Below are 22,509 nucleotides of genomic sequence, written 5' to 3'. Positions count from 1 at the left end.
ATGGCCCAGTATAACAAGTCCGACCTCGAACGCCGCATGGCCGGCGCAATCGAAGCGTTGAAGGGCGATCTCACCGGTCTGCGCACCGGCCGCGCCAATGTGCAACTGCTCGATCCCGTCATGGTCACCGTCTATGGCGCCAACATGCCACTGAACCAGGTCGCCACCGTGTCGGCGCCCGAGCCGCGCATGCTGTCGGTCCAGGTGTGGGACAAGGCCAATGTCGGCCCCTGCGACAAGGCGATCCGCTCGGCGGGCCTCGGCCTCAACCCGATCGTCGACGGCCAGACGCTGCGCCTGCCGATCCCGGACCTGACCGAGGAACGCCGCAAGGAACTGGCCAAGCTCGCCAGCAAATATGCCGAAGGCGCGCGCGTCGCCGTCCGCAACGTCCGTCGCGACGGTATGGACAGCCTGAAGACCGACGAGAAGAAGGGCGAGATCAGCGAAGACGAGCGCAAGCGTCTGGAAACCGAAGTCCAGAAGCTGACCGACGCCACCATCGTGGATATCGACGCGGCCGCTTCGGCCAAGGAAAAGGAAATCCTCGGCCAGTAAGCCGGGGCTTTTCTTTCGCGGCCAAAGCACGCATTCCTATCTGATGGCCACACAAGCCAAGCCCGATCTTACCAGCGCTGCGCCTGCCCATGGTGCGCGTCATGTCGCCATCATCATGGACGGCAATGGCCGCTGGGCGAAGAAGCGGCTGTTGCCGCGCATCGCCGGCCATCGCGCCGGGGTGGAGGCGGTGCGCCGCGTCGCCCGCGCGGCGCAGGATATGGGCCTTGAATGCCTGACGCTCTACGCTTTCTCCTCGGAGAACTGGAAGCGTCCGGCGACCGAGGTGTCCGACCTGATGGGCCTGCTGCGCCATTTCATCCAGTCGGATATCGACGAGTTTCATGCCAATGGCGTGCGGCTGCGGGTGATCGGCAACTACAAGGCGCTGGAGCCTGGCCTGGTCGAACTGATCGAAAGCGCGATGGCGCGCACCGCCGCCAATACTGGCCCGGTGATCGCGATCGCGCTCAACTATGGCGCGCAGGACGAGATGGTGCGCGCGGCGCAGCGTCTGGCGCAGCGGGTGGCGAGCGGTGAATTGTCGGCCGAGAATATCGGCATCGAGGCGATCGATGCCGAACTCTACACCGCCGATCTGCCGCCGCTCGACCTGCTGATCCGCACCTCGGGCGAACAGCGGCTCAGCAATTTCATGCTGTGGCAGGCGGCTTATGCCGAACTCTATTTTACCGATATGCTCTGGCCCGATTTCGATGGCCGGGCATTGGCGCAGGCGCTCGACGCCTTCCGCATGAGGGACCGCCGTTTCGGCGGACTGTGAGTAACATGTCGAGTGAATTGCGGACCCGCACGATCGTTGGCCTTGGCCTGATCGCCATGGCTGTGGGCGCGCTGGTCTTTGGCGGCTTCGTCTTCTGGATGCTGCTGTCGATCGCCGGTGTGCTGATGATGGGCGAATGGGGCATGCTGACCGGCGCCTCGTCCGATCAGCGCAAGATGGCGATGTATGCCGTCTCGGTGCCGCTGGCGATCCTTTGCCCGGTGGCGGCGGGCGTGTCCTGGCTCGGCTTCGGCCTGATGATGGCCTCCTTCTTCTTCGTGCTGATCACCAGCCGCGCGATCAAGCTGGCGCTCGGCATTCTCTATATCTGCCTGCCGGTGATGGCGCTGCTGTTCCTGCGCGGGCAGGCGCCCGACAGCCATGGCCTGCTGCTCGCCTTCTGGGCGCTGGGCCTTGTCTGGGCCACCGATATCGGCGCCTATTTTGCCGGCCGTTCGATCGGCGGGCCCAAGCTGGCGCCGCGGGTCAGCCCGTCCAAGACCTGGTCGGGCTTGGGTGGCGGCGTGCTGGCGGCCCTGCTCACCGGCTTCCTTCTCTATCGTTTTGCCGACCTGCCGATCCAGCTGGCGGCGGCAAGCGGCCTGCTCGCGGTTGCGGCACAGCTTGGCGATCTGCTCGAAAGCGCGATGAAGCGCCGCGCCGGCGTCAAGGACAGCAGCAATCTTCTGCCCGGTCATGGCGGGGTGATGGACCGGCTCGATGGCGTGGTGGCGGCCGCGCCGCTTGCCGCCTTGCTCTATCTGGTCCTGGCGGGCGCCTGATGCGGAGCGTTTCCGTCTTCGGCGCCACCGGATCGGTCGGCATGTCGACGCTGGACCTGATCCAGCGCGAGCCCGATGCCTATGAGGCCATTGCCCTGACCGCCAATCGCGATGTCGCTGGCCTCGCCGCCGCCGCGCGCGCGGTCGGTGCGAAGATCGCCGTGGTCGCGGACGAAGCCCAATATGGCGCGCTCAAGGATGCGCTCGCCGGATCGGGTGTCGAGGCGGCGGCGGGTGAGGGCGCGCTGGTCGATGCCGCGGCGGCGGGTGCCGACTGGACCATGGCCGCGATCGTCGGCTGCGCGGGCCTCAAGCCCACCATCGCTGCGCTGCAGGCTGGCGGCACGGTGGCGCTGGCCAACAAGGAGTCGCTGGTGTCGGCCGGCGCGCTGATGATGCAGGCGGCGACCGCTTCGGGCGCGACGCTGCTGCCGGTGGACAGCGAGCATAATGCGATTTTCCAGTGCCTGGCCGGCAGCAGCCTGGGCGATGTCGCCCGCATCATCCTGACCGCGAGCGGCGGGCCGTTCCGCGCCCTGGGTTATGAGGATATGCGCGCCATCACGCCGGCGCAGGCCGTGGCGCATCCCAACTGGTCGATGGGCGCGAAGATCAGCGTCGACAGCGCGACGATGATGAACAAGGGGCTGGAACTGATCGAGGCGGCCCATCTCTTCCCGGTCGGGCTCGACCGGATCGAGATATTGGTCCACCCGCAATCGGTCATCCATTCGATGGTCGAATATCGCGACCGGTCCACTTTGGCACAGCTCGGCTCGCCCGACATGCGCATCCCGATCGCCCATGCATTGGCCTGGCCGGCGCGGATCGCCACGCCTTGCCAGCCACTTGATCTGGCCCGGATCGGCCGTCTGGACTTTGAAGCGCCCGACGACCGGCGTTTCCCCGCGCTGCGCCTGGCGCGCGCGGCGGCGCAGGCCGGCGACGCATCGGCCGCCATCCTCAACGCCGCCAACGAGGTCGCCGTGGCGGCCTTTCTGGCCGGCCGCATCGGCTTCCTTGATATCGCCATGATTGTGGAGGATGTTCTCAACCGCTATAGCGCGCCGATGCCAGCCTGCATGGATGATGTCCTGCACGCCGACGCAACGGCACGGGTTATGGCGGGTGATGTGATGGAAAGATTGACGGTTTGATCCACAATCCCGGTTTCCTGTTGACCATCTTGGCTTTCGTGGCGGTCATCGGGCCGCTCGTCTTCGTGCATGAACTGGGTCATTATCTGGTCGGACGCTGGTGCGGGGTGAAGGCGGAGGCCTTCTCGATCGGCTTCGGCCCGGAAATCGCCGCCTGGGTGGACAGGCGCGGCACGCGCTGGCGGCTCGCGGCGCTGCCGCTGGGTGGCTATGTCCGCTTCAAGGGCGACATGAACGCGGCCAGCCAGATCGATCCCAAATGGCTGGAAATGTCGGCGCAGGATCGCGCCGAAAGCTTCCCGGCCAAGCCGTTGTGGCAACGCGCGGCGATCGTCGCCGCCGGCCCGGCGATCAATTTCCTCTTCGCCATCCTGATCCTGGCCGCCTTCGCCTTCCTGCACGGTGAAAGCCGGACCCCGGCGGTCGCCGGCATGGTCCAGCCCGGCAGCGCCGCTGCCATGGCCGGCATCCAGCCGGGCGATCGCATTGTCTCGCTCAACGGCCGGGCGATGAGCACCTTCGACGATATCCGCCTTTATGCCCAGATCCGTCCCGGCGAACCGGTGACGATCCTGCTCGACCGCAAGGGGCAGGTGATCGAGAAGCAGGGCCATGTCGGCGCGGTCAGCGAAGATGACGGCTTTGGCAACAAGTTCCGCATCGGACGTCTGGGCATCGCGCCGGGCGAACCGGTGATCGAACCGGTCAGCCTGCTGCGCGCCCCCGTGGTGGCGATCGAGCGCACCGGCCAGATCATCCGCACCATGGTGGAGACGCTGGGCCAGGTGATCGGCGGCGATCGTTCGGTCAAGGAACTGGGCGGGCCGCTCAAGATCGCGCAGGTATCGGGGCAGGCGGCGACGCTGGGGCTGGAGAGCTTCATCTTCTTCATCGCCCTCATCTCGATTAACTTGGGGTTCATCAACCTCTTGCCAATTCCCATACTGGATGGCGGTCATCTGCTTTTCTATGGGGTGGAGGCAGTGCAGCGGCGGCCGGTGAGCCCGCAGGTGCAGGATTGGGCCTATCGGTCGGGTCTGGCGCTGCTGATGACGGTCATGTTGCTGGTGACCTTCAACGATTTGTCGTCTTTCGGATTGTGGGAGCGGCTGTCCGGCTTGATCGGCTGAGCCGCATCGGGCAGGGAAGGCGCGGTTCGGCGCCGTCTATTTCTGGCGAAACAGTTTTTTACTTTTTTGAGGTGAGCGGGTGACAGCGATGAACAGCAGCAAGGGCCAGCGTCCGATCATCGCGGCCCTGTTGGCCACGACGATGATTGCGGGCCTGTCGGCCGTGCCGGCGATGGCCCAGAATGCGGCCCCGGCAGCACCGGCGGCTGCGCCGATCGCGGCGTCCACGGCCAATACGTCCGAAGGCACGATCCGCAGCATCACCGTGACCGGCACCCAGCGTCTGGAGCAGGACACGGTCATGTCCTACACCAAGCTGCGCGTGGGCCAGGCCTTCAGCCAGGAATCGCTCGATCAGGCGCTGCGCGACCTGTATGAGACCGAACTCTTCGCCGACGTCCAGATCCGCAACGATGGCGGCGCGCTGACCGTCGAGGTGAAGGAAAACCCCGTCATCAACCGTATCGTCCTTGAAGGTAATAAGCGCCTGAAGGACGACAAGATCCGTCCCGAAATAAAACTGGCGCCGCGCCAAATCTATACCCGCTCCAAGGTCCGCGCCGACGTCGCCCGCATCGTCGAGCTGTATCGCCGCCAGGGCCGCTTTGCCGCGACGATCGAGCCCAAGATGGTCCAGCTGGACCAGAACCGCGTCGACATCGTGTTCGAAATCTCGGAAGGGCCCAAGTCCAAGGTCCGCCAGATCAACATCATCGGCAACGAGAAGTTCAAGGACGGCGAACTGCGCGGCCAGATGGTGACCAAGCAGTCGCGTTGGTTCCGCATCTTCTCGTCGGGCACCAGCTATGACCCGGATCGCCTGGCCTATGACCAGCAGAAGCTGCGCCAATTCTACCTGACCGAAGGCTATGCCGATTTCCGCGTGATCTCGGCCGTCGCGGAACTGACGCCTGACAAGCAGGACTTCATCATCACTTATGTGGTCGAGGAAGGGGATCGCTACAAGTTCGGCGACGTGAAGGTCGAGAGCGACATTCGCGACCTGTCGGGCGATGCGCTGACCCGCCGCCTGCCGATGAAGAAGGGCGACTGGTACAACGCCAAGCAGGTCGAGGACACGGTCGACACGCTGAGCGAAACCGCCGGCCTGTTCGGCTATGCCTTCGCCCAGGTCGAACCCGACTTCAACCGGTCGAAGGACGACCTGACGATGGGGATCAATTTCCGCATCGCCAACGCCCCGCGCGTCTATGTCGAGCGCGTCGACATCAACGGCAACACGCTGACCCAGGACAAGGTCGTCCGCCGCGAGTTCCGCCTGGCCGAAGGCGACGCCTTCAACAGCTTCCTCGTCAAGCGCTCGAAGGACCGTATCAACTCGCTCGGCTTCTTCCAGGAGAAGCTGGACATCGAGCAGAAGCCCGGCTCGGCGCCCGACCGCATCGTGCTGGAAACCAACGTCCAGGAAAAGTCGACCGGCGAACTCTCGCTCTCGGCCGGCTACTCCTCGCTCGAACGCTTCATCATCTCGGCGTCGATCACCCAGCGCAACTTCCGCGGCAAGGGCCAGGAACTGCGCACCTCGGTCAATTATTCGGCTTATTCCAAGTCGGTCGAAGTGGGCTTCACCGAGCCTTACTTCATGGACAAGAATATCGCGCTGGGCGGCGACATCTATCGCCGCGACCTCAACAGCTTCCGTTATCTCAGCAATAACGACCGCGACACCACCTATGAACAGACCACGACCGGCTTCCAGCTGCGGGCCGGCGTGCCGATCACCGAATATGTGTCGCTGGCGCTGCGCTACACGCTGAACTTCGACGACGTGACGCTGGACAAGGACACCTATTATACCGACGGCGTCTGCGACCCGCTGCTGGCCGGCCGCTATCTCTGCGATGCCATCGGCAAGCGCACGACCTCGTCGATCGGCTACTCGCTGATCTATGATACCCGTGACAACCGCATCCGTCCGACCCGTGGCCAGACCGTCACGCTCAGCCAGGACTTTGCCGGCCTGGGCGGCGACGTCCGCTACATCCGCACCCGCGCCAATGCCGCCAAATATTGGGGCCTGGGCGGCGGCTTCATCTTCTCGCTGTCGGGCGAAGGCGGCTATATCCACAGCCTCCAGGGCACGCGCTATGACGCCACCGGCGCCGAAGTCGACCCGATCCGCCTGACCGACCGCTTCTTCCTGGGCGAACCGCAGATGCGCGGCTTCGACATTCGCGGCGTTGGTCCGCGCGTGAAGCGCTATTATCTGGTTTCGCAGACCAATGATGACGGTTCCACCAGCTATGTCCGCCAGACCGGCAACAATAATGTGTCGGATGACGCGCTGGGTGGCCGCGTCTATTATATGGCCCGCGCCGAAATGGAGATTCCGCTGGGTTCGGGTGCCCGTGAAATGGGCCTGCGTCCGTCGATCTTCGCGGATGTCGGCGCCGTTGCCGGCCTGAAGAATCCGGGCACCATCAACTTTGCGGGCTATTGCTCCGACTCCACCGGTTCGCTGAGCACCGTCCGTGCGACCGGCACGGCGGCCAGCCCGGTCTGCCCTGTTGGCTATGACACCAAGAGCGGCATGTTCGAGGAAGATTATCTGGGCGACACGCTGAAACCGCGTCTGTCCGTGGGCTTCGGTGTCAACTGGAACTCGCCCTTCGGGCCGTTCCGCATCGACATCGCCAAGGCCCTGCTCAAGGAACCAGGGGACGACAACAAACTCATCACCTTCAACGTAGGGACTCAATTCTGATGAAGACGTTTATCAAGGCTCTGGCGCTCGGTATCGCGCCTGTCACCGCCATCGCTCTGACCGCCGCGCCGGCCGCTGCCCAGTCGAAGCAGGGCATCGCCGTCGTCGATCTGCAGCGCGCGGTTGCCACCAGCGCGGCCTATTCGACCGCCCGCACCCAGATCCAGACGACCTACAAGGCGCAGATCGACAGCTTCACCGCGCGCAAGACCGCGATCGACACCGATCTCAAGACCAAGGGCGACGCCCTGCAGGCCGCGTTGAAGGCGGCCGGCGGCAAGCCGACCCCGGCGATCGAAACCCAGTATCAGCAGTTCCAGCAGTCGCAGCAGACCGCGCAGGCCGAACTGCAGCGCCTGGGTCAGCCGATCGCGCTCGCCAACGCCTATGTCGAGGAACAGATCACCGCGAAGCTGTCGGACGCGCTGAAGGCCGCCATGACCAAGGCGAAGGTCGACCTGGTCCTGTCGCCCGACGCGACCGTGTCCTATCAGCCGACCGTCGACATCACGGCCGCGGTCGTGACCGAACTCAACACGCTGGTGCCCAGCGTCGGCATCACCCCGCCCGCCGGCTGGCAGCCGGGCGGTCGTCAGGGCCAGGCTGCGGCCCCGGCCGCTGCCGCTCCGGCCCCCGCCAACCCGGCGCAGGCGCCCAAGTCGCGCTGATAAGATGACCGGAGAGGTTGATAACAAGGAAGCCCGTGGCCCGATGGATATCCGTCGGGTCATGGCTGCCCTGCCGCATCGCTACCCGATGCTGCTGGTTGACCGCGTGGCGTCGCTGGTGCCGAGCCAGTCGATCCACGCGATCAAGGCGGTGTCGATGAACGAGCCCTTCTTCCAGGGGCATTTCCCCGGCCGGCCGATCATGCCGGGCGTGCTGATCGTCGAGGCCATGGCCCAGGCGGCCGGCGTGCTGGTGGTCGATTCGCTGGGGCTCGCGGATTCGGGCAAGCTCGTCTATTTCATGAGCATCGACGGCGCGAAGTTCCGGACCCCTGTGGAGCCGGGCTGCCTGCTCGACCTGCATGTCGAAGTGACGCAGATGCGCGGCGCGGTCTGCAAGTTCGCCGGCCGTGCGCTGATCGACGGCAAGCTGGCGGCGGAAGCCAATTTCGTCGCGATGATCGCCGATCCGCCCAAGGACTGAGCGAAGGCACATCCTTTTCCTTGCTTTGGCGCGCCGAAAACGCTAACGGCGCGCCTTCGCATTTTATCGCATCCATAGCCGGTCGGAACCGGCACACACACGGAGCAAGACGCCATGAAGGCCGATACCCACCCCGATTACCACTTCATCACCGTCCAGATGACCGACGGCACCACCTTCCAGACCCGCTCGACCTGGGGCAAGGAAGGCGACACGATGGCGCTCGACATCGACCCCAAGTCGCACCCGGCCTGGACCGGTGGCAACCGCCAGCTGGACACCGGTGGCCAGGTTGCGCGCTTCAACAAGCGCTTTGGCGGCCTGACGCTGAAGAAGTAATCGGCCTTTCACAGGCACGATATCGAAAGGGCGCCCCACCGGGCGCCCTTTTTTTGTGCCTGGACGCGATGCGCACGGCACAAAAAAAGGGCCTCCAGCTAAAAGCTGGAGGCCGAGGTTCAGGGGAGGATCAGCGGCGACAGAGGGGGATCTGCAAGGGGATGCCGCTGACAAGGAATGATCTAGCCCGCAAATGCTGCGGGCGAATGTCCCAATTATTACCGAGGCCGATCGGTGCTGAAATGTCGGGGCAAGGCTATATTTCTCCCCTCCCTGGGAGGGCGGGGCGGTAATTGCCTGCTGTGTAATAGGCCCTCGTCAGGCGCCGGCGCGGTCCGCGTCGAGGAACGCCGCCACATCGTCCAGCACCACATCCTTCGACAGGAAGGTCTGGCCGATGCCGCGCGCCAGCAGGAAGGGCAGGGTGCCCGCCGCCATCTTCTTGTCGTGCAGCATATGCGCCACCAGCGCCGCGCCGTCGGCCTTTACATGGGCGCTGGCCAGGTCATGGGGCAGGCCGATCGCCTTCAGATGCGCGGTCACCCGTTCCGCATCCTGCGCACTGCACAGGCCAAGGCGCGCCGAATAGCGGAAGGCGAGCGCCATGCCGGCGGCCACACCCTCACCATGGAGCAGCGTGTCGGAAAAGCCGGTATCGGCCTCCAGTGCGTGGCCGAAAGTATGGCCAAGGTTCAGCAGTGCCCGGCGGCCGGTCGTCTCGCGCTCGTCATCGGCCACGATCGCCGCCTTTGCGCGCACGCTGCGCTCGATCGCATAGGTGCGGGCTTCCGCGTCGCCGGCCAGCAGCCGGTCGGCATTGGCCTCGCACCAGGTAAAGAAGTCGGAATCGTCGATCAGGCCATATTTGACCACCTCGGCATAGCCGGCGCGGGTTTCGCGCAGCGGCAGGCTGTCGAGCACCGACGGGTCGATCAGCACCAGGCTGGGCTGGTAGAAGCTGCCGATCAGATTCTTGCCGGCGCGCGCGTTGATCGCGGTCTTGCCGCCGACCGAGCTGTCGACCTGCGCCAGCAGGGTGGTGGGCAGCTGCACGAAATGGCAGCCGCGCTTCAGGATGGACGAGGCAAAGCCGACCAGGTCGCCGATCACGCCGCCGCCCAGCGCGATCACATGGTCGCCGCGCTCGATCTCCAGCGCCAGCAGCGCGTCGAGCAGTTCCTCCAGATGGCGCCAGCTCTTGGTCTGTTCGCCCGCCGGCAGGATGATCGGTTCGATGACGATATTGGCCCGGCGCAGGCTGGCGTCGAGCCGGGGGAGTTGTGCCGCGGCGACATGGGTGTCGGTGACCACGACCAGCCGCCCGCCACGGGCATAGCGCGCCAGATGGTCGGCCGCACGGTCGAGCGCGCCCTGTTCGATGACGATGTCATAGCTGCGTGTGCCCAGCGCGACGGGGACTAGTGCCATGCGGATAGCTGCTCCAGGATGCGGTCGACGGCGACCTCGTGCGGCGCGGCGATGCTCTTCACATGGATCGGCGCCAGCGCGTAGATGGGGTTGCGGACCGCCGCCAGCTCGGTCAGCACGATGCGCGGGTCGCGATCCTTCAGTAGCGGGCGCCCTTCACGGCGCGACACGCGATCGACCAGCACCTCGATATCGGCATCCAGCCAGATGGTGGTGGCATGGTCCAGGATCAGCGCACGGGTCTCGTCCTGCATGAAGGCGCCGCCGCCGGTCGCGATCACCTTGGGCACGCCGTCCATCAGCCGGGCGATCACCCGGCGCTCGCCATCGCGGAAATGGGCCTCGCCATAGCGGGCGAATATCTCGCTCACGCTCATGCCCGCAGCCCGCTCAATCTCTTCATCGGCATCGACGAAGCTCAGGCCCAGGCGCGCGGCAAGGCGCCGGCCGACGGTGGATTTGCCCACGCCCATCATGCCGATCAGCACGATCGGGCCGCGCTTGGCGTTGCTCTCCGGGAATTTGCTGTTTCGCTGCATGGCGAGGGGGGCTATACAGCCAGCCGTCGCTGAGGCAAACGCAACTTTCCCCTGTCGTCCGGCAAACATCGCCGGGCCAGCCGCAGAAGAGACCATGAAGAATAATCGTTCCCTGAGCAGTTTCGAAGGCGGTTCGCGCCGTCGCACCCGTCTGCCGATCCTTCCGATCGCGGCGGTGTTGGTTCTTGTCCTGCTGATCGGCGTGCTCTGGTCGCGCGGTGGCGAACAGCCGCAACAGCCCGTCGAGAAGGTCATCCCGGCCGAGAAACTGGGTCAGTAAGCCGCATGAGCCGCCTGCGGGGGAATGCGAAATGGGCGCTGGGCAGCTTTGCGCTCGCCCTGGCGCTGCCGGTCGTCGCGCAGCAGGCGCCCGAATCGCTGCTGCCGCCCGGCTTTGGTGATCCGGCCCCGGCGCCGACCCCCACGCCCGCGCAGCCGGCCCGTCCGGCATCGCCCGCACCGGTCGTCCCGACCGTGCCGGTCACGCCGTCGCCGTCTGGCGAAATCGTCCAGCCGCTCGACCTGTCGGTCGCCAATGCGGTGGACAATGCCGCCGAGGCGATGAGCGCGGACGAACTGGCCGCCGAAAAGGCCAAATATGACCTGCCGCAGAGCGCCCGCCGCTCACTCGACCGCATCGGCCCGCTGACGCCGGCCACGCGCGGCATGGAACCCGACGCCTTCGGCGCGGAATATGGCCCCTATCTCGCCACGCTGATGAAGCAGACCCATGCGCCGATCCTGTCGCGCTGGGCCTCCATCCTGCTGCGGCGCGCGCTGCTTAGCGCCACCGACACGCCGCGCGGCATCAATGGCGCCGACTGGGCGGCCGAGCGCGCCTGGCTGCTGCTGCGCATGGGCGAGGCGGACAGCGCCCGGCTGCTGGTGCAGAGCGTCGATCCCGACAAATATACGCCGCGTCTCTACGCGATCGCGATGCAGACCTATCTGGCGACTGCCGATCCGGCGGGCCTGTGCCCGCTGTCGGCGGGCGCGCTGCGCACCAGCAAGGAACCGGGCTGGGACATGACGCGGGCGATCTGCCCTGCGCTGTCGGGGGATCAGGGTTCGGCCAGCGCTGCACTCAATCAGGCCCAGCGCAAGGGCGTGGTGCGCGGCATCGATTATCGCTTGGCCGAAAAGATGGTCGGCGCGGGCTTCAATGCGCGTCGTTCGGTCAAGATCGAATGGGACGGCGTCGATGGCCTCACCGCTTGGCGCTATGGCCTGGCGACGGCGCTCAACGTGCCGATCCCCGACGACATGTTCGGTAGCGTCGGCCCGCACGTCCGCGCCTGGGAAGCCCGCGCGCCGGCCCTGACCGCCGTGCGTCGCCTGCCGGGCAGCGAAGTCGCGGCGCGACTGGGCGTCTTCTCCAGCGAGGCGCTGGTCAATTTCTATGCCGAGCTGGGTAGCGAAGGCGATCTTGCGTCCGATCTGGCCGATCGCGTCGATGCGCTGCGCAATGCCTATTCCGGCCCGACTGCGGGTGCCCGCATCCAGGCGATGCAGACGCTGTGGCGCGACAATGGCGCGCCCGACTATGTCGGCCTGATCGCCACGGCCCGCGCTGCCGCTGCGCTGCCCGTGTCGCAGGCCGATGCGCGCGATGCCGCCAATCTGGTCGCGGCGATGCTGACAGCCGGCTATGATCGCAATGCGGCCCGCTGGGCGCAGGCCATCGGCCAGATCGATGGCGATGGCGCGCAGGATTTCTGGGCCTTGCTCGCGGTCGGTGCCCCCAGCACGGTGGTCGACAGCGGCAGCAGCCGCATCTCCAGCTATGTCGGCGATGCCGGCCCTGAGAAGGGACGGATGCTGATCGCCGCACTGGCGGGCCTGTCGCGTCTGTCGGCCAATGATGCGGCCGCGCTGGCGCAGGATAATGGCTTCACCCTGGCCGCCAACAGCCGCTGGGCGCGGGCGATCGACGCCGCGTCGCAGCGGGGCGAGAAGGCGACCGTGGCGCTGCTCGCTGCCGTCGGCATGCAGGGGCGCGACTGGCATCGCCTGCCGGCCGGCCATCTCTATCATGTGGTGGCGGCGCTGCATCGCGTCGGGCTGGACCCGGAGGCGCGGATGATCGCGGCCGAGGCCCTGACCCGGCTGTCCTGACCCGGTCCGGGGCGATGAATGATGATGCCGTCCTGATCGACCGCTTCCTCGAAATGATGGCGGCGGAACGGGGCGCGTCGCGCAACACGCTGCTCGCCTATCGCACCGACCTTCAGGGCGCGGGCGAGATTGTCGGCGGGCTTGCCGCCGCCAACCAGGATGCGCTTGGCCGTCTTGCTGGCGAATGGGCGCCGCTCGCAGCCTCCACCGTGGCGCGCAAGGCATCCGCGATGCGTGCCTTCTACGCCTTTCTGGAGGAGGAGGGGCTGCGCGCCGACAATCCCGGTGCGGTGCTGCCGCGTCCGGTCACGCGAAGGCCACTGCCCAAGATCTTGTCGTCGCAGGAGGTCGATTCGCTCTTTGCCCTGATCGCGCAGCGGGTGGAGACGGACCATCCCGCGCCGCTCGACCTGCGGCTCTCGGCGCTGATCGAACTTCTCTATGGTTCGGGCCTGCGCGCGACCGAACTGGTCTCGCTGCCGCGCAAGGCACTGGCCGTCGATCGCCCCTTCCTCATCATCAGGGGCAAGGGTGCGCGCGAACGGCTGGTGCCGATCTCCGACCGCGCCCGTGCCGCCGTCGCGACCTGGCTCACCCATGTGCCGGCGGACAGCCCCTGGCTTTTCCCCTCGGGCAAGAGCCATGTCAGCCGCATCCGCCTCTATCAGCTGGTGAAGCAACTGGCCGCGGCGGCCGGCATCGCGCCCGAACGGGTCAGCCCCCATGTGCTGCGCCACGCCTTTGCCACCCATTTGCTGGAGGGCGGGGCGGATCTGCGCGCGCTGCAATCGATGCTGGGCCATGCCGATATCGGCACGACGCAAATCTACACCCATGTCGACAGCCGCCGGCTGGTCGAACTGGTCAACAGTCGGCACCCGCTGGCCGGCATGCAAGCCAGGATCGCGCATCCCCGCGTTGACGGCGACGCGTCCGCGCCTTAACGCCATCCGCCATGGTAAGCTTTCTCGAATTTGAAAAGCCGGTCGCAGAGCTGGAAGCCCGCATCATCGAACTGCGCCAGACGGCCTCCGTCGGCGACATCGACATCAGTGGCGAGATCAACACGCTGGAACAGCGTGCCGACAAGATGCTGTCGGACATCTATGCCAAGCTGACGCCCTGGCAGAAGACGCAGGTGGCCCGCCACCCGGAACGCCCGCACTTCAAGGATTATGTCGCGGGCATGTTCGACAATTTCATGCCGCTGGCCGGCGACCGCGCCTTTGCCGACGATCAGGCGATCATCGGCGGTTTCGCGACGCTGGGCGAGCGCAAGGTCATGGTCATCGGCCATGAAAAGGGCGACGACACCGCCAGCCGCGTCCGCCACAATTTCGGCATGGCCAAGCCCGAAGGCTATCGCAAGGCGATCCGCCTGATGGAACTGGCTGATCGTTTCGGCCTGCCGGTCGTCACGCTGGTCGACACCTCGGGCGCCTTTCCCGGCGTCCAGGCCGAAGAACGCGGCCAGGCCGAAGCCATTGCCCGTTCGACCGAAGCCTGTCTGGCGCTTGGCGTCCCCATGGTCGCGGCCGTGGTGGGTGAGGGTGGCTCGGGCGGCGCAGTGGCGCTGGCCGCGGCCAATCGCGTGCTGATGTTCGAACATGCCGTCTATTCGGTGATCTCGCCCGAAGGCTGCGCCTCGATCCTGTGGCGCACCGCCGACAAGGCCAGCGATGCGGCGACCGCGATGCAGGTCACGGCGCAGCATCTCAAGGGCCTTGGCGTGATCGACCGCATCGTGGCAGAGCCGGTGGGCGGGGCCCATCGCGAGCCGGTGCAGGCGATCGCCAACCTGGGCGCAGCCATTGGCGAGGAACTGGACGCGCTGTCCGGCCTCGAACCGCAGGCGCTGCGCACCGATCGCGCCGACAAGTTCCTGGCCATCGGTATCTGACGTCAATTTCCCGGAACAGCATCCTGTCCTCGCTCGTTACGGCACGGTAACAGGGGGCAGGGTGTCAAGGATGGGAATGGAATGAATCGGACATGGTTGTCGGCCGGCCTTGGCGTCGGCCTGATCGTCGCGGGCGTGGCGCCGGCGGTGCTGGGGCAGCAGCGGGCGATTCGCACCGTCTCCTCGATCAGCGCGCAGGACAAGGCATCGGGCGCCAAGCAGCATCCCGAACTGCTCAAGGAATTTGGCGGCGCCTATGTCGGGCCGCAGGCGCGCTATGTGGAAACGGTCGGACGCCGCATCGCGGTCCAGTCTGGCCTCTCCAATGCGCAGGGTGATTTCACCGTCACCCTGCTCAATTCTCCCGTCAACAACGCTTTCGCCATCCCCGGCGGCTATGTCTATGTCACGCGCCAGTTGATGGCGCTGATGAATGACGAGGCGCAACTGGCCGGCGTGCTGGGCCATGAAGTCGGCCATGTCGCCGCCCAGCATGGTCAGCGGCGCCAGCAGGCGGCGCAGCGCAACGCGATCGGCGGCGCGCTGCTGCAGGTGCTGACCGGCGCCTTGCTGGGCGATTCGGCGCTGGGCGGCGTGTTGCAGCAGGGGATCGGCACCGGCAGCCAGCTTCTGACCCTCAAATTCTCGCGCAGCCAGGAATATGAGGCGGATGACCTCGGCATCCGCTACCTCGCCTCGGCCGGCTATGATCCCCGTGCGCTGTCGGACATGCTCGCCTCGCTGGCGGCGCAGACCAGCCTGGACCAGCGTGTGTCGGGCGACGCGCGCTCCATGCCCGAATGGGCCAGCACCCATCCCGATCCGGGTGAGCGCGTCGATCGGGCGGCGCAGATGGCGTCACGCACCGGCGCGACCAGCACGTTGCGCAACCGCGATGCCTTCCTGACCGCGCTCAATGGCGTCCTCTATGGCGACGATCCCAAACAGGGCGTGATCGACGGCAGCCGTTTCCGCCATCCCGACCTGCGCCTGTCCTTCACTGCGCCCTCGGGCTTCGGCATGGAAAATGGCGCGGACGCGGTTAGCATCACCGGTTCGGGCGGTCAGGCGCAGTTCGGCGGCATGGCCTATAATGGCAATCTGTCGACTTATATCGATTCGGTGCTCAAGCGACTCGCGGGCAATGCCGGCGCCCCGCCTGCAGGCGAGGTGCAGCGCACGACGATCAACGGCCTGCCGGCCGCTTGGCGCACGGTGCGCGCCAACACCAAGTCGGGTCAGATCGACGCGACCGTCTTTGCCTATGATTTCGGCGGCGGAAAGGCCTATCATTTCCTGCTGCTGACCCCGGCGGGCAAGGGTATCGGTCCATTCGACTCGATGGTCCGTTCGGTCCAGCGCCTGTCGGCGCAGGAGGCGGCGGCGATCAAGCCGCGCCGGGTCAATCTGGTGACCGTCAAGGCGGGCGACACCGTCCAGTCGCTTGGCCGCCGCATGGCCTATAGCGATTATCCGCTGGAGCGCTTCCTGGTGCTGAACGCCCTCAACGAACGCTCCGTGTTGAAGCCAGGTGATCGGGTGAAGATCGTCACCTGGTAAGATTCGGCAGATTCCAGGCAAAGAAAAAGGGCGGCGGAATTGCTTCCGCCGCCCTTTTCTAACATCGGTTTCGAGCTTACTTCAGGTTGCCCGAAACGTTGTTGAAGGTGCTGCCCAGCTTCGAGCCCAGGCTGGTCATGGCGCCGATGGCGGCCACGGCGATCAGAGCGGCGATCAGGCCGTATTCGATGGCGGTCGCGCCCTTTTCGTTCTTCAGCATCTTGCGAATGAACTGCATGTGATGTCTCCTTGACAAACGTTACGTTAAACTACCCGGCCGCCCCGCTTTGGATTAGGTCAGCGAAGACCTGTCTAGTTTGGCTCGGTTGAGAAAAGTTTAATGCGGAAAGTGGCGTGTCAGAATTTGTTGGTTAATGCTTGGTAACTTCTTCGGCGACGTTGTTCCACATGCCGGTGGTTCGTGTCGCGACGTTGTTCAGTGCCGCGATCATGGCCAGCACGATCATCGCGATGATCAGGCCATATTCGACCGCGGTTGCCCCCCGCTCACATCGCGAAAGCGCGGATTTCGTGACGAATTCGATGATCGCGCGCATATGACCCCGCTTGGCTACAGACACTCCACGATCTGGGTGTAAAGCAGCCACGGTTAACAAAGCCCTTGCAAGGGAGCGTTATGCAGAGTTTTACCCCGTTTCTGGTCGTGGCCGTCGCCCTGATCGATGCCGATGGGCGCGTTTTGGTGCAGCAACGGCCGCCTGGAAAGCCGATGGCGGACCTGTGGGAATTTCCTGGTGGCAAGGTGGAGCCGGGCGAAACGCCCGAGGCGGCGCTTGTGCGCGAACTGGAGGAGGAACTGGGGATCCGCACCCATGAAAGCTGCCTCGCGCCCGCGACTTTCGCCAGCGCGCCGCTGGAGAACAAGCATCTGCTGTTGTTGCTCTATGTCTGCCGCAAATGGGAAGGGGGGCCTGAAGCGCGCCATGCCACCGCGCTGCAATGGGTGCGGCCCGCGCAAATGTATGCGCTCGACATGCCACCGGCCGACCTGCCGCTGATCGGCATTCTCGACGCGCTCATCTGATGGGAAATCCGGCTCTGCACCGATGGTGCAGGGGCAGGCCACAAAGGGCAGGGGAAGGGCGATGCGCACCTTCCCCTGCAGCCTGTAAGGATGGGGGCGACCGCCGGACAGCCGGCCCCGCGCGTCAGTCTCAGTCTTCCTTGGCCTTGCTCTGCAGCTGGACATAATTCTGGATGCCCATGCGCTCGATCATCTCGAACTGGGTCTCCAGCGTGTCGACATGCTCTTCCTCGCTTTCGAGGATGTACTGGAAAAGGTCGCGGCTGACGAAGTCCTTGATCGACTCGCAATAGGCGATGGCATCGCGCAGCACCGGCAGCGCCTCATATTCCAGCTCCAGATCCGCCTTGAGGATTTCCTCGACCGTCTCGCCGATCTTCAGGCGACCGAGCAGCTGGAAATTGGGCAGGCCGTCGAGGAACAGGATGCGCTCCGCCACCTTGTCGGCGTGCTTCATCTCGTCGATCGATTCCTCATATTCGAACTTGGCGAGCTTCTCGATGCCCCAGTGATTGAGGATGCGATAGTGGAGGAAATATTGGTTGATCGCGGTCAGCTCGTTCTTGAGGACCTCGTTCAGATAATCGATAACCTTCTGGTCGCCCTTCATGGCGCTATGCTCCGGCTGTTATTGGGAATGCCGGACATATAAAGGTTTCGCATCCGGTTGTTAAGCCGGAAAGGCGCAGAAAACCGCCGTTTTTCAGGCAGCTATTGCGTGGTGTTCGCTATTGTCAGGGGCATTTTACTGCGCCTGCTTCGCAATGATATCAGACCGTCGCGCGCTCCGCCGCGATGATCGTGCGGGCAAAGCCGACGCACTGGCCGCACTTGGGCCGGCGGCCGAAACGGGCATAGGCACTGCAAGGCGTATCGGCACCGTCACGCGCGGCTTCGCGCAGATCTTTTTCACGAATGGCATTACAAACACAGACGACCATCGGGCTCTCCTGAGCCCTTCAGATAGCCTAGATGCTAATAGGTCGCAATAGATCACTGTGTGCTTTTGCGAATCTTTTGCACTTTTCCGCGCTGCAGGCTGCGCCAGAGCCATTCGGCCGGGCCCATCGCGAATCGGTCGAGCCAGGGCTTGGACCATAGCAGCATGACCGCCCAGGCGCCCAGAATGAAGAGGGGAAAGGCCGCTGGGCGCACCTGCCCGAACAGCCCCAGGCCCCAGCCATAGAAGATCGCCGTCATGATGAGGCTGGTGCCGAGATAATTGCTCAGCGCGACTCGCCCCGCTGCCGCGATCCGACCGACCAGCCAGTGATCGCGATGCCGCGCCAGCAGCCACAGGATCAGCGCCGCCCAGCCGACCGCCAGCGGGATGCGGAAGGGGAAGGACCAGAGCAGCGCGGTGGAAAAGGCGGTCAGCGGCGCAAAGCCGCTCGCCACCACCCAGATGGTCAGGCCGATCATCGGCACCAGTCCGATCAGGAAGCAATGGCGCGCGGTCTGCCGATATTGCTCGGCGGGCCAGCGGCCGATCAGGAAGCCGCCCTTCAGCATCGCCATGCCCAGCAGCATGAAGCCCAGCGTGTCGAGCCCGGTGAAAAGGAAGGTCCACAGCCAGTCGCCGACAAAGCCGGTGAGATGATGGCGCACGATCCCGCTAAAGCTGCCGGTGTAGATGGCAATATCCTGCTGGATGATCGGGCTGCTGGGGTCGGTCAGGCCAGCGAGGAAGCTGTCCAGCCCCTCGCGCGTCGCGGCGGTGGCGCCGGGCGCGGCGGCGGCATGGGCCCAGCCATAGAGGCTGGCGATGAAGGCGCCACAGATCAGGAAATGAATGAGGAAGGCAAGGAACGCCCATTTGACCAGCGCCAGCGGCTCCTTCTGGGCAAAGAGCAGGGCGATGGTGCCGACCACAGCATAGGTCACCAATATGTCGCCCCACCACAGCAATATGTGATGCAGCAGGCCGATCGCCAGCAGCCAGCCGCCGCGCACCAGTTGCGCCCGTGTGCCGTCGCGCCCGGCCATTTCCTCCCGGTCGATCAGCAGCAGCATCGAGGCGCCGAACAGCAGCGAGAACAGGCCCCGCATCTTGCCATCGACCAGGATCAGGCTGCTCGCCCAGAAGGCGATATCACCCGCCGACATCGGCCCGGCCGCGACCGGATTGAAATAGGCGTTCTGCGGCAGCGCGAAGGCGGTGATGTTCATCCACAATATGCCCATCACCGCGCAGCCGCGCAGCACGTCCATGGCGGGGATACGGGTCGATGCGGCGGTCATGCGGGCAATCCTTGAAGATGCTGGCCAAGCGGCCATGGCTCTGCCATGCGCCTAGCCATGAATGATGGCCGCAAGCAACGGATAAGCGACTCCTTCGGCGCGGCGGCCGACCGGTATGACGAACATGCCGGGCCGCAGCGGACGGCCGCAGCCTTGGTCGCCGACATTGCCCAGCGGCAAAGCCCGGACGGCGTCGCGCGCATCCTGGAAATCGGTTGCGGCACCGGCCTGCTCACGCGCGATATCCAGGCCCGCTGGCCCGGTGCGGAACTGGTCGCCACGGACATCTCGCCAAAGATGCTCGACCGGGCGGCATCGGCCGGGCTGGTCGCCGGCACCTTCCTCGCGATGGATGGGGAGGCGCCCTCGTTCGAAGGCGAATGGTTCGACCTCATCCTCTCCAGCCTCGCCTTCCAATGGTTTGACGACCTGCCCGCCGCGATCGCGCGGCTGGTGGCGCTGCTCCGCCCCGGTGGCAGCCTCATCTTCTCGACCATGGGGCAGGGCAGCTTTGCCCAGTGGCGCACTGCCCATGCGGCCTGCGACCTGATGCCGGGCGTCCCCGCTTACCCCTCGCTCGACGCGCTGCGCGCAATGCTGGCGGCCTATGGCGACGCCTTCGCCTTTGACGAGACCGTCCTGCTCGAAGGGCAGGGCGCCCGTGCGCTGATCGGCCATCTCAAGGGCATCGGCGCGGTGGTGCCGGACGAAGGGCGCCGGCCGCTCTCCCCTGCTGCGCTGCGCCGGGTCATGACCGCCTATGACGAGGCAGGCGGCCGCGACGTCTATCAGTTGCTGATCGGCCGGGTAACGCGCGCGGACCAGGCATAGGGGCCGACCACCGTACCGACGAAGCCGCCAGCCTCATGGGTGCTGAGGAAGCGGATATCGACATCGCGCGCCAGCACTGTCTCTCGCCCATCGACGCCATAAGCGAAGCGCGCCGTGCCGCCATCAAGGGCGATGGTCAGGCGGAGGGGCTTGGCCGGATCGATCGGCGCGGCCGCGACCAGCCTGTCATGATCGCTGTCCTCGCGCACCATCAGGGCGAGCTGCGGTTTCCCGTCCTTCCGCGTCACGCCGAAGAACAGGAAGGATCGGTCGGACTGCACCGCCGCCAGCCCCGCACGATCCCCCTCCGTCTCCGGCCGATAGGTCAGGTCGGTGCTGATGGTCGCGACATGATGCTGTTGGCGCCGCCCGACAAAGGCCGGGGCGCCGCTGAGGTCACCCAGCGCCGTCGTGCCGTCCAGCACCAGCGCGCCCGCCTCCAGTCGGTAAAGCGGCGCCTTGGGCGTCCGCAGTCCGATCCAGTCCATGCTAAGGCGCGGTCCGTCGAACCGGTCGCGATAGGCAAAATCGCCGCTGGTCGGCGGCGCATCGATATCGCACACGGGCAGGGGCGGGCGTTTCGCCGCATAGGGAATGGTCTTGCCGGCCTCCAATATATGCGGCCAGCCATCTCGCCATGCGACCGGCAGCAGGAAGGTTTCGCGCCCGATATTGTAGAGATCGGGGCCATAGGGACGGGTGGCGAGGAAGGTCGCCCACCAGTCGCCCGCCTGCGTCTGCACCAGCTTGGCATGGCCGGCCGATGTCACCGGATGGGGGCGGGCCGGGTCCAGGCTGCGCTGGCTCAGGATCGGATTGCCGGCATAGGGAGTGAAGGGGCCGCGCAGGTCGCGGGCGCGGAACACCACTTCGCTATGCTGGTCGCCGGTGCCGCCCTCGGCCGCGATCAGATAATAGAAACCCTCGCGCTTCAGCAGATGCGGTCCCTCGATCCAGGCGGGCTTCTGGCGGATGTCGACGCCGCCATTGACGATCTGCGTGGACCCGCCGGTCATTGTGAGCGTGCGCCAGTCAAATTCCTGCACCCAGATCGCCCGATGCCCCTCATAGCGGGGCGGCTCGGCCGGCGCGCGATTATTGACGATGAAGGCGCGCTCGCCTTCCCAGTAGATCGACGGGTCGATCCCCTCGAATGGCAGCCAGTGCGGTTTGGACCACGGCCCGGCCGCGTCCTTTGCCGTCATCACGAAATTGCCGCCGCAATCGACGCAGGTGCCGACCAGGTAGAAGAGCTCGTCATGGAAGGAGATGTCGGGCGCGAACATGCCGCGCGAACTGCGCAGGCCGCTGAAATCAAACTGGTCGGGCCGGTCGATCGCATTGCCGATCTGGCGCCAATGGACCATGTCGCTCGACCGGAAGACCGGCAGCCCCGGATAATGGGCGAAGGAGGAGTTGACGAGATAATAGGTGTCGCCGACCCGCGTGATCGATGGGTCGGGATAATAGCCCGACAGGATCGGGTTGCGATAGTCGTCCGGGCCGGGCGTCACCTGTTCCTGGGCGCGGCCGTCATAGCGGAAATCGCTGAAGCGGGCGGGGCCTGCCAGGGCCGGGCCGGCAATGGCGGCCAGCAACAGCAAGGCGGCACGACGGGTCTTGCGCATATCCTCTCCTCCCATTTTTGCCGAGCATAGGAGAGAGAAATTGATAGCGCTATCAAAAATCCGGTACGGTGCATGCAAACCGGCCTGGATATGTCAATTTCGCTGTCACTATCTATCGTCGGCGCCCGGCGGCGATGAAGGCGATCGGCAGGCCGACCAGGATGCAGTGGGAGAAAAGCTGGTTGCCGATGTTCCAGGCGATCCGCCCGATCGGCAGCGCGCCATAGGCGGCGGGCAGCCACATGGCGGGCCAGCGCCACGGCCGCACGATCCAGTACATGATCGCCCAGAGCAGCAGGCCATAGAGCAGGCCGGCGACGACCGGATGGCGGCGCAGGGCAGGGCGCCGCTCCGCGATCAGCATATAGGCGCCCGCCATGCAGGCCATGATCGCGAAATGGACGGCCAGGCCGATGATTGCCCATAGCCAAACGGGATCGCCCCGCGCACGATCGCCCAGCGGGCCGCTCGCGACAAATTGCAGCACCGCATGCGGCGCCGTGCCTGCCATGCCGGCAAAGACGAAGGCGGAAAATATGTCGAGTGTGCCGGCAACCAAGGTTGCCCGGATGATCCTCTCGCGCATCGTGCGCTC

25 protein-coding genes are annotated in these 22,509 nt (G+C 65.5%); 16 read left to right on the top strand and 9 right to left on the bottom strand.

Features of this window, described 5'->3' with window-relative positions; all coding sequences use genetic code 11:
* The 9 genes from frr to rpmE all read left to right on the top strand — a co-directional run bounded on the left by frr (position 1) and on the right by rpmE (position 8,627).
* Entirely contained in the window at positions 1-558 is a 558-nt protein-coding gene (gene frr, locus DIZ22_RS11825) for a ribosome recycling factor (protein ID WP_004211176.1), read from the top strand.
* 43 nt (positions 559-601) lie between these two features.
* The gene (locus tag DIZ22_RS11820; protein ID WP_010337468.1) at positions 602-1,342 is read left to right on the top strand and encodes an isoprenyl transferase; all 741 of its coding nucleotides are present in this window, start codon (positions 602-604) and stop codon (positions 1,340-1,342) included.
* 5 nt (positions 1,343-1,347) lie between these two features.
* The gene (locus tag DIZ22_RS11815; protein WP_004211179.1) at positions 1,348-2,124 is read left to right on the top strand and encodes a phosphatidate cytidylyltransferase; all 777 of its coding nucleotides are present in this window, start codon (positions 1,348-1,350) and stop codon (positions 2,122-2,124) included.
* A complete protein-coding gene (locus DIZ22_RS11810) occupies positions 2,124-3,281 on the top strand; it encodes a 1-deoxy-D-xylulose-5-phosphate reductoisomerase (RefSeq protein ID WP_048937841.1) in 1,158 nt (385 codons plus the stop codon). Before DIZ22_RS11815 ends, DIZ22_RS11810 begins: the two co-directional genes overlap by 1 nt.
* The gene (gene rseP, locus DIZ22_RS11805) at positions 3,278-4,411 is read left to right on the top strand and encodes an RIP metalloprotease RseP (RefSeq protein WP_048937842.1); all 1,134 of its coding nucleotides are present in this window, start codon (positions 3,278-3,280) and stop codon (positions 4,409-4,411) included. Before DIZ22_RS11810 ends, rseP begins: the two co-directional genes overlap by 4 nt.
* Positions 4,412-4,499: 88 nt before the next feature.
* Positions 4,500-7,136, top strand: coding sequence for an outer membrane protein assembly factor BamA (gene bamA / locus DIZ22_RS11800; RefSeq protein WP_048937843.1), 2,637 nt, complete (start codon positions 4,500-4,502; stop codon positions 7,134-7,136).
* The gene (locus tag DIZ22_RS11795; protein WP_004211184.1) at positions 7,136-7,804 is read left to right on the top strand and encodes an OmpH family outer membrane protein; all 669 of its coding nucleotides are present in this window, start codon (positions 7,136-7,138) and stop codon (positions 7,802-7,804) included. The genes bamA and DIZ22_RS11795 overlap by 1 nt, the downstream gene beginning before the upstream one ends.
* Positions 7,805-7,808: 4 nt before the next feature.
* On the top strand, positions 7,809-8,288 hold the full coding sequence (fabZ, locus tag DIZ22_RS11790) for a 3-hydroxyacyl-ACP dehydratase FabZ (RefSeq protein ID WP_004211185.1): 480 nt from the start codon (positions 7,809-7,811) through the stop codon (positions 8,286-8,288).
* 114 nt (positions 8,289-8,402) lie between these two features.
* Positions 8,403-8,627: a 50S ribosomal protein L31 gene (gene rpmE / locus DIZ22_RS11785; RefSeq protein WP_004211187.1), complete on the top strand. Its 225-nt coding sequence runs from the start codon at positions 8,403-8,405 to the stop codon at positions 8,625-8,627.
* Between the two features lie 318 nt (positions 8,628-8,945).
* Here the strand turns inward: rpmE and aroB are convergent, their stop codons facing one another.
* Positions 8,946-10,055, bottom strand: coding sequence for a 3-dehydroquinate synthase (gene aroB, locus DIZ22_RS11780; protein WP_048937844.1), 1,110 nt, complete (start codon positions 10,053-10,055; stop codon positions 8,946-8,948).
* Positions 10,046-10,594, bottom strand: coding sequence for a shikimate kinase (locus DIZ22_RS11775; RefSeq protein ID WP_048937845.1), 549 nt, complete (start codon positions 10,592-10,594; stop codon positions 10,046-10,048). Before DIZ22_RS11775 ends, aroB begins: the two co-directional genes overlap by 10 nt.
* A gap of 94 nt (positions 10,595-10,688) precedes the next feature.
* Between DIZ22_RS11775 and DIZ22_RS11770 the strand changes: the two genes are divergently transcribed.
* The 5 genes from DIZ22_RS11770 (at position 10,689) to DIZ22_RS11750 (ending at position 16,169) form a co-directional block, all read left to right on the top strand.
* Positions 10,689-10,874 carry a hypothetical protein gene (locus DIZ22_RS11770; protein WP_004211192.1) on the top strand — a complete coding sequence of 62 codons (186 nt, stop codon included), beginning with the start codon at positions 10,689-10,691 and terminating at the stop codon, positions 10,872-10,874.
* 5 nt (positions 10,875-10,879) lie between these two features.
* Entirely contained in the window at positions 10,880-12,709 is a 1,830-nt protein-coding gene (locus DIZ22_RS11765; RefSeq protein WP_048937846.1) for a hypothetical protein, read from the top strand.
* 14 nt (positions 12,710-12,723) lie between these two features.
* Positions 12,724-13,653 (top strand): tyrosine recombinase, encoded by a 930-nt coding sequence (locus tag DIZ22_RS11760; protein WP_122928217.1) that lies wholly within the window; start codon positions 12,724-12,726, stop codon positions 13,651-13,653.
* 11 nt (positions 13,654-13,664) lie between these two features.
* A complete protein-coding gene (locus tag DIZ22_RS11755) occupies positions 13,665-14,609 on the top strand; it encodes an acetyl-CoA carboxylase carboxyltransferase subunit alpha (protein ID WP_010337461.1) in 945 nt (314 codons plus the stop codon).
* 81 nt (positions 14,610-14,690) lie between these two features.
* Positions 14,691-16,169 carry a M48 family metalloprotease gene (locus tag DIZ22_RS11750; protein WP_037510136.1) on the top strand — a complete coding sequence of 493 codons (1,479 nt, stop codon included), beginning with the start codon at positions 14,691-14,693 and terminating at the stop codon, positions 16,167-16,169.
* 76 nt (positions 16,170-16,245) lie between these two features.
* Here DIZ22_RS11750 and DIZ22_RS11745 read toward each other — a convergent pair whose 3' ends face one another.
* Both DIZ22_RS11745 and DIZ22_RS11740 read right to left on the bottom strand, forming a co-directional pair.
* On the bottom strand, positions 16,246-16,407 hold the full coding sequence (locus DIZ22_RS11745; protein WP_004211201.1) for a Flp family type IVb pilin: 162 nt from the start codon (positions 16,405-16,407) through the stop codon (positions 16,246-16,248).
* 133 nt (positions 16,408-16,540) lie between these two features.
* Positions 16,541-16,726 (bottom strand): Flp family type IVb pilin, encoded by a 186-nt coding sequence (locus tag DIZ22_RS11740; protein ID WP_048937848.1) that lies wholly within the window; start codon positions 16,724-16,726, stop codon positions 16,541-16,543.
* 80 nt (positions 16,727-16,806) lie between these two features.
* On the opposite strand from DIZ22_RS11740, the gene DIZ22_RS11735 reads away from it, so the two are divergent.
* A complete protein-coding gene (locus tag DIZ22_RS11735) occupies positions 16,807-17,214 on the top strand; it encodes a (deoxy)nucleoside triphosphate pyrophosphohydrolase (RefSeq protein WP_048937849.1) in 408 nt (135 codons plus the stop codon).
* Positions 17,215-17,344: 130 nt separating this feature from the next.
* Here the strand turns inward: DIZ22_RS11735 and bfr are convergent, their stop codons facing one another.
* The 3 genes from bfr to DIZ22_RS11720 all read right to left on the bottom strand — a co-directional run bounded on the left by bfr (position 17,345) and on the right by DIZ22_RS11720 (position 19,455).
* Positions 17,345-17,824: a bacterioferritin gene (bfr, locus tag DIZ22_RS11730; protein ID WP_004211204.1), complete on the bottom strand. Its 480-nt coding sequence runs from the start codon at positions 17,822-17,824 to the stop codon at positions 17,345-17,347.
* A gap of 160 nt (positions 17,825-17,984) precedes the next feature.
* On the bottom strand, positions 17,985-18,155 hold the full coding sequence (locus DIZ22_RS11725) for a (2Fe-2S)-binding protein (RefSeq protein ID WP_048937850.1): 171 nt from the start codon (positions 18,153-18,155) through the stop codon (positions 17,985-17,987).
* 52 nt (positions 18,156-18,207) lie between these two features.
* Positions 18,208-19,455, bottom strand: coding sequence for a DUF418 domain-containing protein (locus DIZ22_RS11720; RefSeq protein ID WP_048937851.1), 1,248 nt, complete (start codon positions 19,453-19,455; stop codon positions 18,208-18,210).
* 57 nt (positions 19,456-19,512) lie between these two features.
* On the opposite strand from DIZ22_RS11720, the gene DIZ22_RS11715 reads away from it, so the two are divergent.
* Positions 19,513-20,286: a methyltransferase domain-containing protein gene (locus DIZ22_RS11715; protein ID WP_048937852.1), complete on the top strand. Its 774-nt coding sequence runs from the start codon at positions 19,513-19,515 to the stop codon at positions 20,284-20,286.
* Here the strand turns inward: DIZ22_RS11715 and DIZ22_RS11710 are convergent.
* Together DIZ22_RS11710 and DIZ22_RS11705 are read right to left on the bottom strand one after the other, a co-directional pair.
* Positions 20,244-21,914, bottom strand: coding sequence for a glycoside hydrolase family 43 protein (locus DIZ22_RS11710; RefSeq protein ID WP_048937853.1), 1,671 nt, complete (start codon positions 21,912-21,914; stop codon positions 20,244-20,246). The genes DIZ22_RS11715 and DIZ22_RS11710 overlap by 43 nt on opposite strands.
* A 112-nt stretch (positions 21,915-22,026) precedes the next feature.
* Positions 22,027-22,500, bottom strand: a complete 474-nt coding sequence (locus DIZ22_RS11705) for a hypothetical protein (RefSeq protein WP_048937854.1) — start codon at positions 22,498-22,500, stop codon at positions 22,027-22,029.
* Positions 22,501-22,509: the final 9 nt, after the last annotated feature.

Source organism: Sphingobium sp. LF-16, from assembly GCF_003711185.1.
GTDB lineage: Bacteria > Pseudomonadota > Alphaproteobacteria > Sphingomonadales > Sphingomonadaceae > Sphingobium > Sphingobium yanoikuyae_A.
This window is presented reverse-complemented; position numbering and strand designations above follow the sequence as displayed.

Excerpts from the sequence above, each read along its gene's own strand:
- DIZ22_RS11740 (WP_048937848.1), bottom strand. The coding sequence starts at position 16,726 with ATGCGCGCGATCATCGAATTCGTCACGAAATCCGCGCTTTCGCGATGT.
- DIZ22_RS11810 (WP_048937841.1), top strand. The coding sequence starts at position 2,124 with ATGCGGAGCGTTTCCGTCTTCGGCGCCACCGGATCGGTCGGCATGTCG.
- fabZ (WP_004211185.1), top strand. The coding sequence starts at position 7,809 with ATGACCGGAGAGGTTGATAACAAGGAAGCCCGTGGCCCGATGGATATC.
- frr (WP_004211176.1), top strand. The coding sequence starts at position 1 with ATGGCCCAGTATAACAAGTCCGACCTCGAACGCCGCATGGCCGGCGCA.
- DIZ22_RS11745 (WP_004211201.1), bottom strand. The coding sequence starts at position 16,407 with ATGCAGTTCATTCGCAAGATGCTGAAGAACGAAAAGGGCGCGACCGCC.
- bamA (WP_048937843.1), top strand. The coding sequence starts at position 4,500 with ATGAACAGCAGCAAGGGCCAGCGTCCGATCATCGCGGCCCTGTTGGCC.
- DIZ22_RS11795 (WP_004211184.1), top strand. The coding sequence starts at position 7,136 with ATGAAGACGTTTATCAAGGCTCTGGCGCTCGGTATCGCGCCTGTCACC.
- DIZ22_RS11815 (WP_004211179.1), top strand. The coding sequence starts at position 1,348 with ATGTCGAGTGAATTGCGGACCCGCACGATCGTTGGCCTTGGCCTGATC.
- DIZ22_RS11715 (WP_048937852.1), top strand. The coding sequence starts at position 19,513 with ATGAATGATGGCCGCAAGCAACGGATAAGCGACTCCTTCGGCGCGGCG.
- DIZ22_RS11735 (WP_048937849.1), top strand. The coding sequence starts at position 16,807 with ATGCAGAGTTTTACCCCGTTTCTGGTCGTGGCCGTCGCCCTGATCGAT.
- rpmE (WP_004211187.1), top strand. The coding sequence starts at position 8,403 with ATGAAGGCCGATACCCACCCCGATTACCACTTCATCACCGTCCAGATG.
- DIZ22_RS11820 (WP_010337468.1), top strand. The coding sequence starts at position 602 with ATGGCCACACAAGCCAAGCCCGATCTTACCAGCGCTGCGCCTGCCCAT.
- DIZ22_RS11720 (WP_048937851.1), bottom strand. The coding sequence starts at position 19,455 with ATGACCGCCGCATCGACCCGTATCCCCGCCATGGACGTGCTGCGCGGC.
- DIZ22_RS11750 (WP_037510136.1), top strand. The coding sequence starts at position 14,691 with ATGAATCGGACATGGTTGTCGGCCGGCCTTGGCGTCGGCCTGATCGTC.
- DIZ22_RS11775 (WP_048937845.1), bottom strand. The coding sequence starts at position 10,594 with ATGCAGCGAAACAGCAAATTCCCGGAGAGCAACGCCAAGCGCGGCCCG.
- DIZ22_RS11760 (WP_122928217.1), top strand. The coding sequence starts at position 12,724 with ATGAATGATGATGCCGTCCTGATCGACCGCTTCCTCGAAATGATGGCG.
- aroB (WP_048937844.1), bottom strand. The coding sequence starts at position 10,055 with ATGGCACTAGTCCCCGTCGCGCTGGGCACACGCAGCTATGACATCGTC.
- DIZ22_RS11770 (WP_004211192.1), top strand. The coding sequence starts at position 10,689 with ATGAAGAATAATCGTTCCCTGAGCAGTTTCGAAGGCGGTTCGCGCCGT.
- DIZ22_RS11765 (WP_048937846.1), top strand. The coding sequence starts at position 10,880 with ATGAGCCGCCTGCGGGGGAATGCGAAATGGGCGCTGGGCAGCTTTGCG.
- DIZ22_RS11710 (WP_048937853.1), bottom strand. The coding sequence starts at position 21,914 with ATGCGCAAGACCCGTCGTGCCGCCTTGCTGTTGCTGGCCGCCATTGCC.
- bfr (WP_004211204.1), bottom strand. The coding sequence starts at position 17,824 with ATGAAGGGCGACCAGAAGGTTATCGATTATCTGAACGAGGTCCTCAAG.
- DIZ22_RS11725 (WP_048937850.1), bottom strand. The coding sequence starts at position 18,155 with ATGGTCGTCTGTGTTTGTAATGCCATTCGTGAAAAAGATCTGCGCGAA.
- DIZ22_RS11755 (WP_010337461.1), top strand. The coding sequence starts at position 13,665 with ATGGTAAGCTTTCTCGAATTTGAAAAGCCGGTCGCAGAGCTGGAAGCC.
- DIZ22_RS11705 (WP_048937854.1), bottom strand. The coding sequence starts at position 22,500 with ATGCGCGAGAGGATCATCCGGGCAACCTTGGTTGCCGGCACACTCGAC.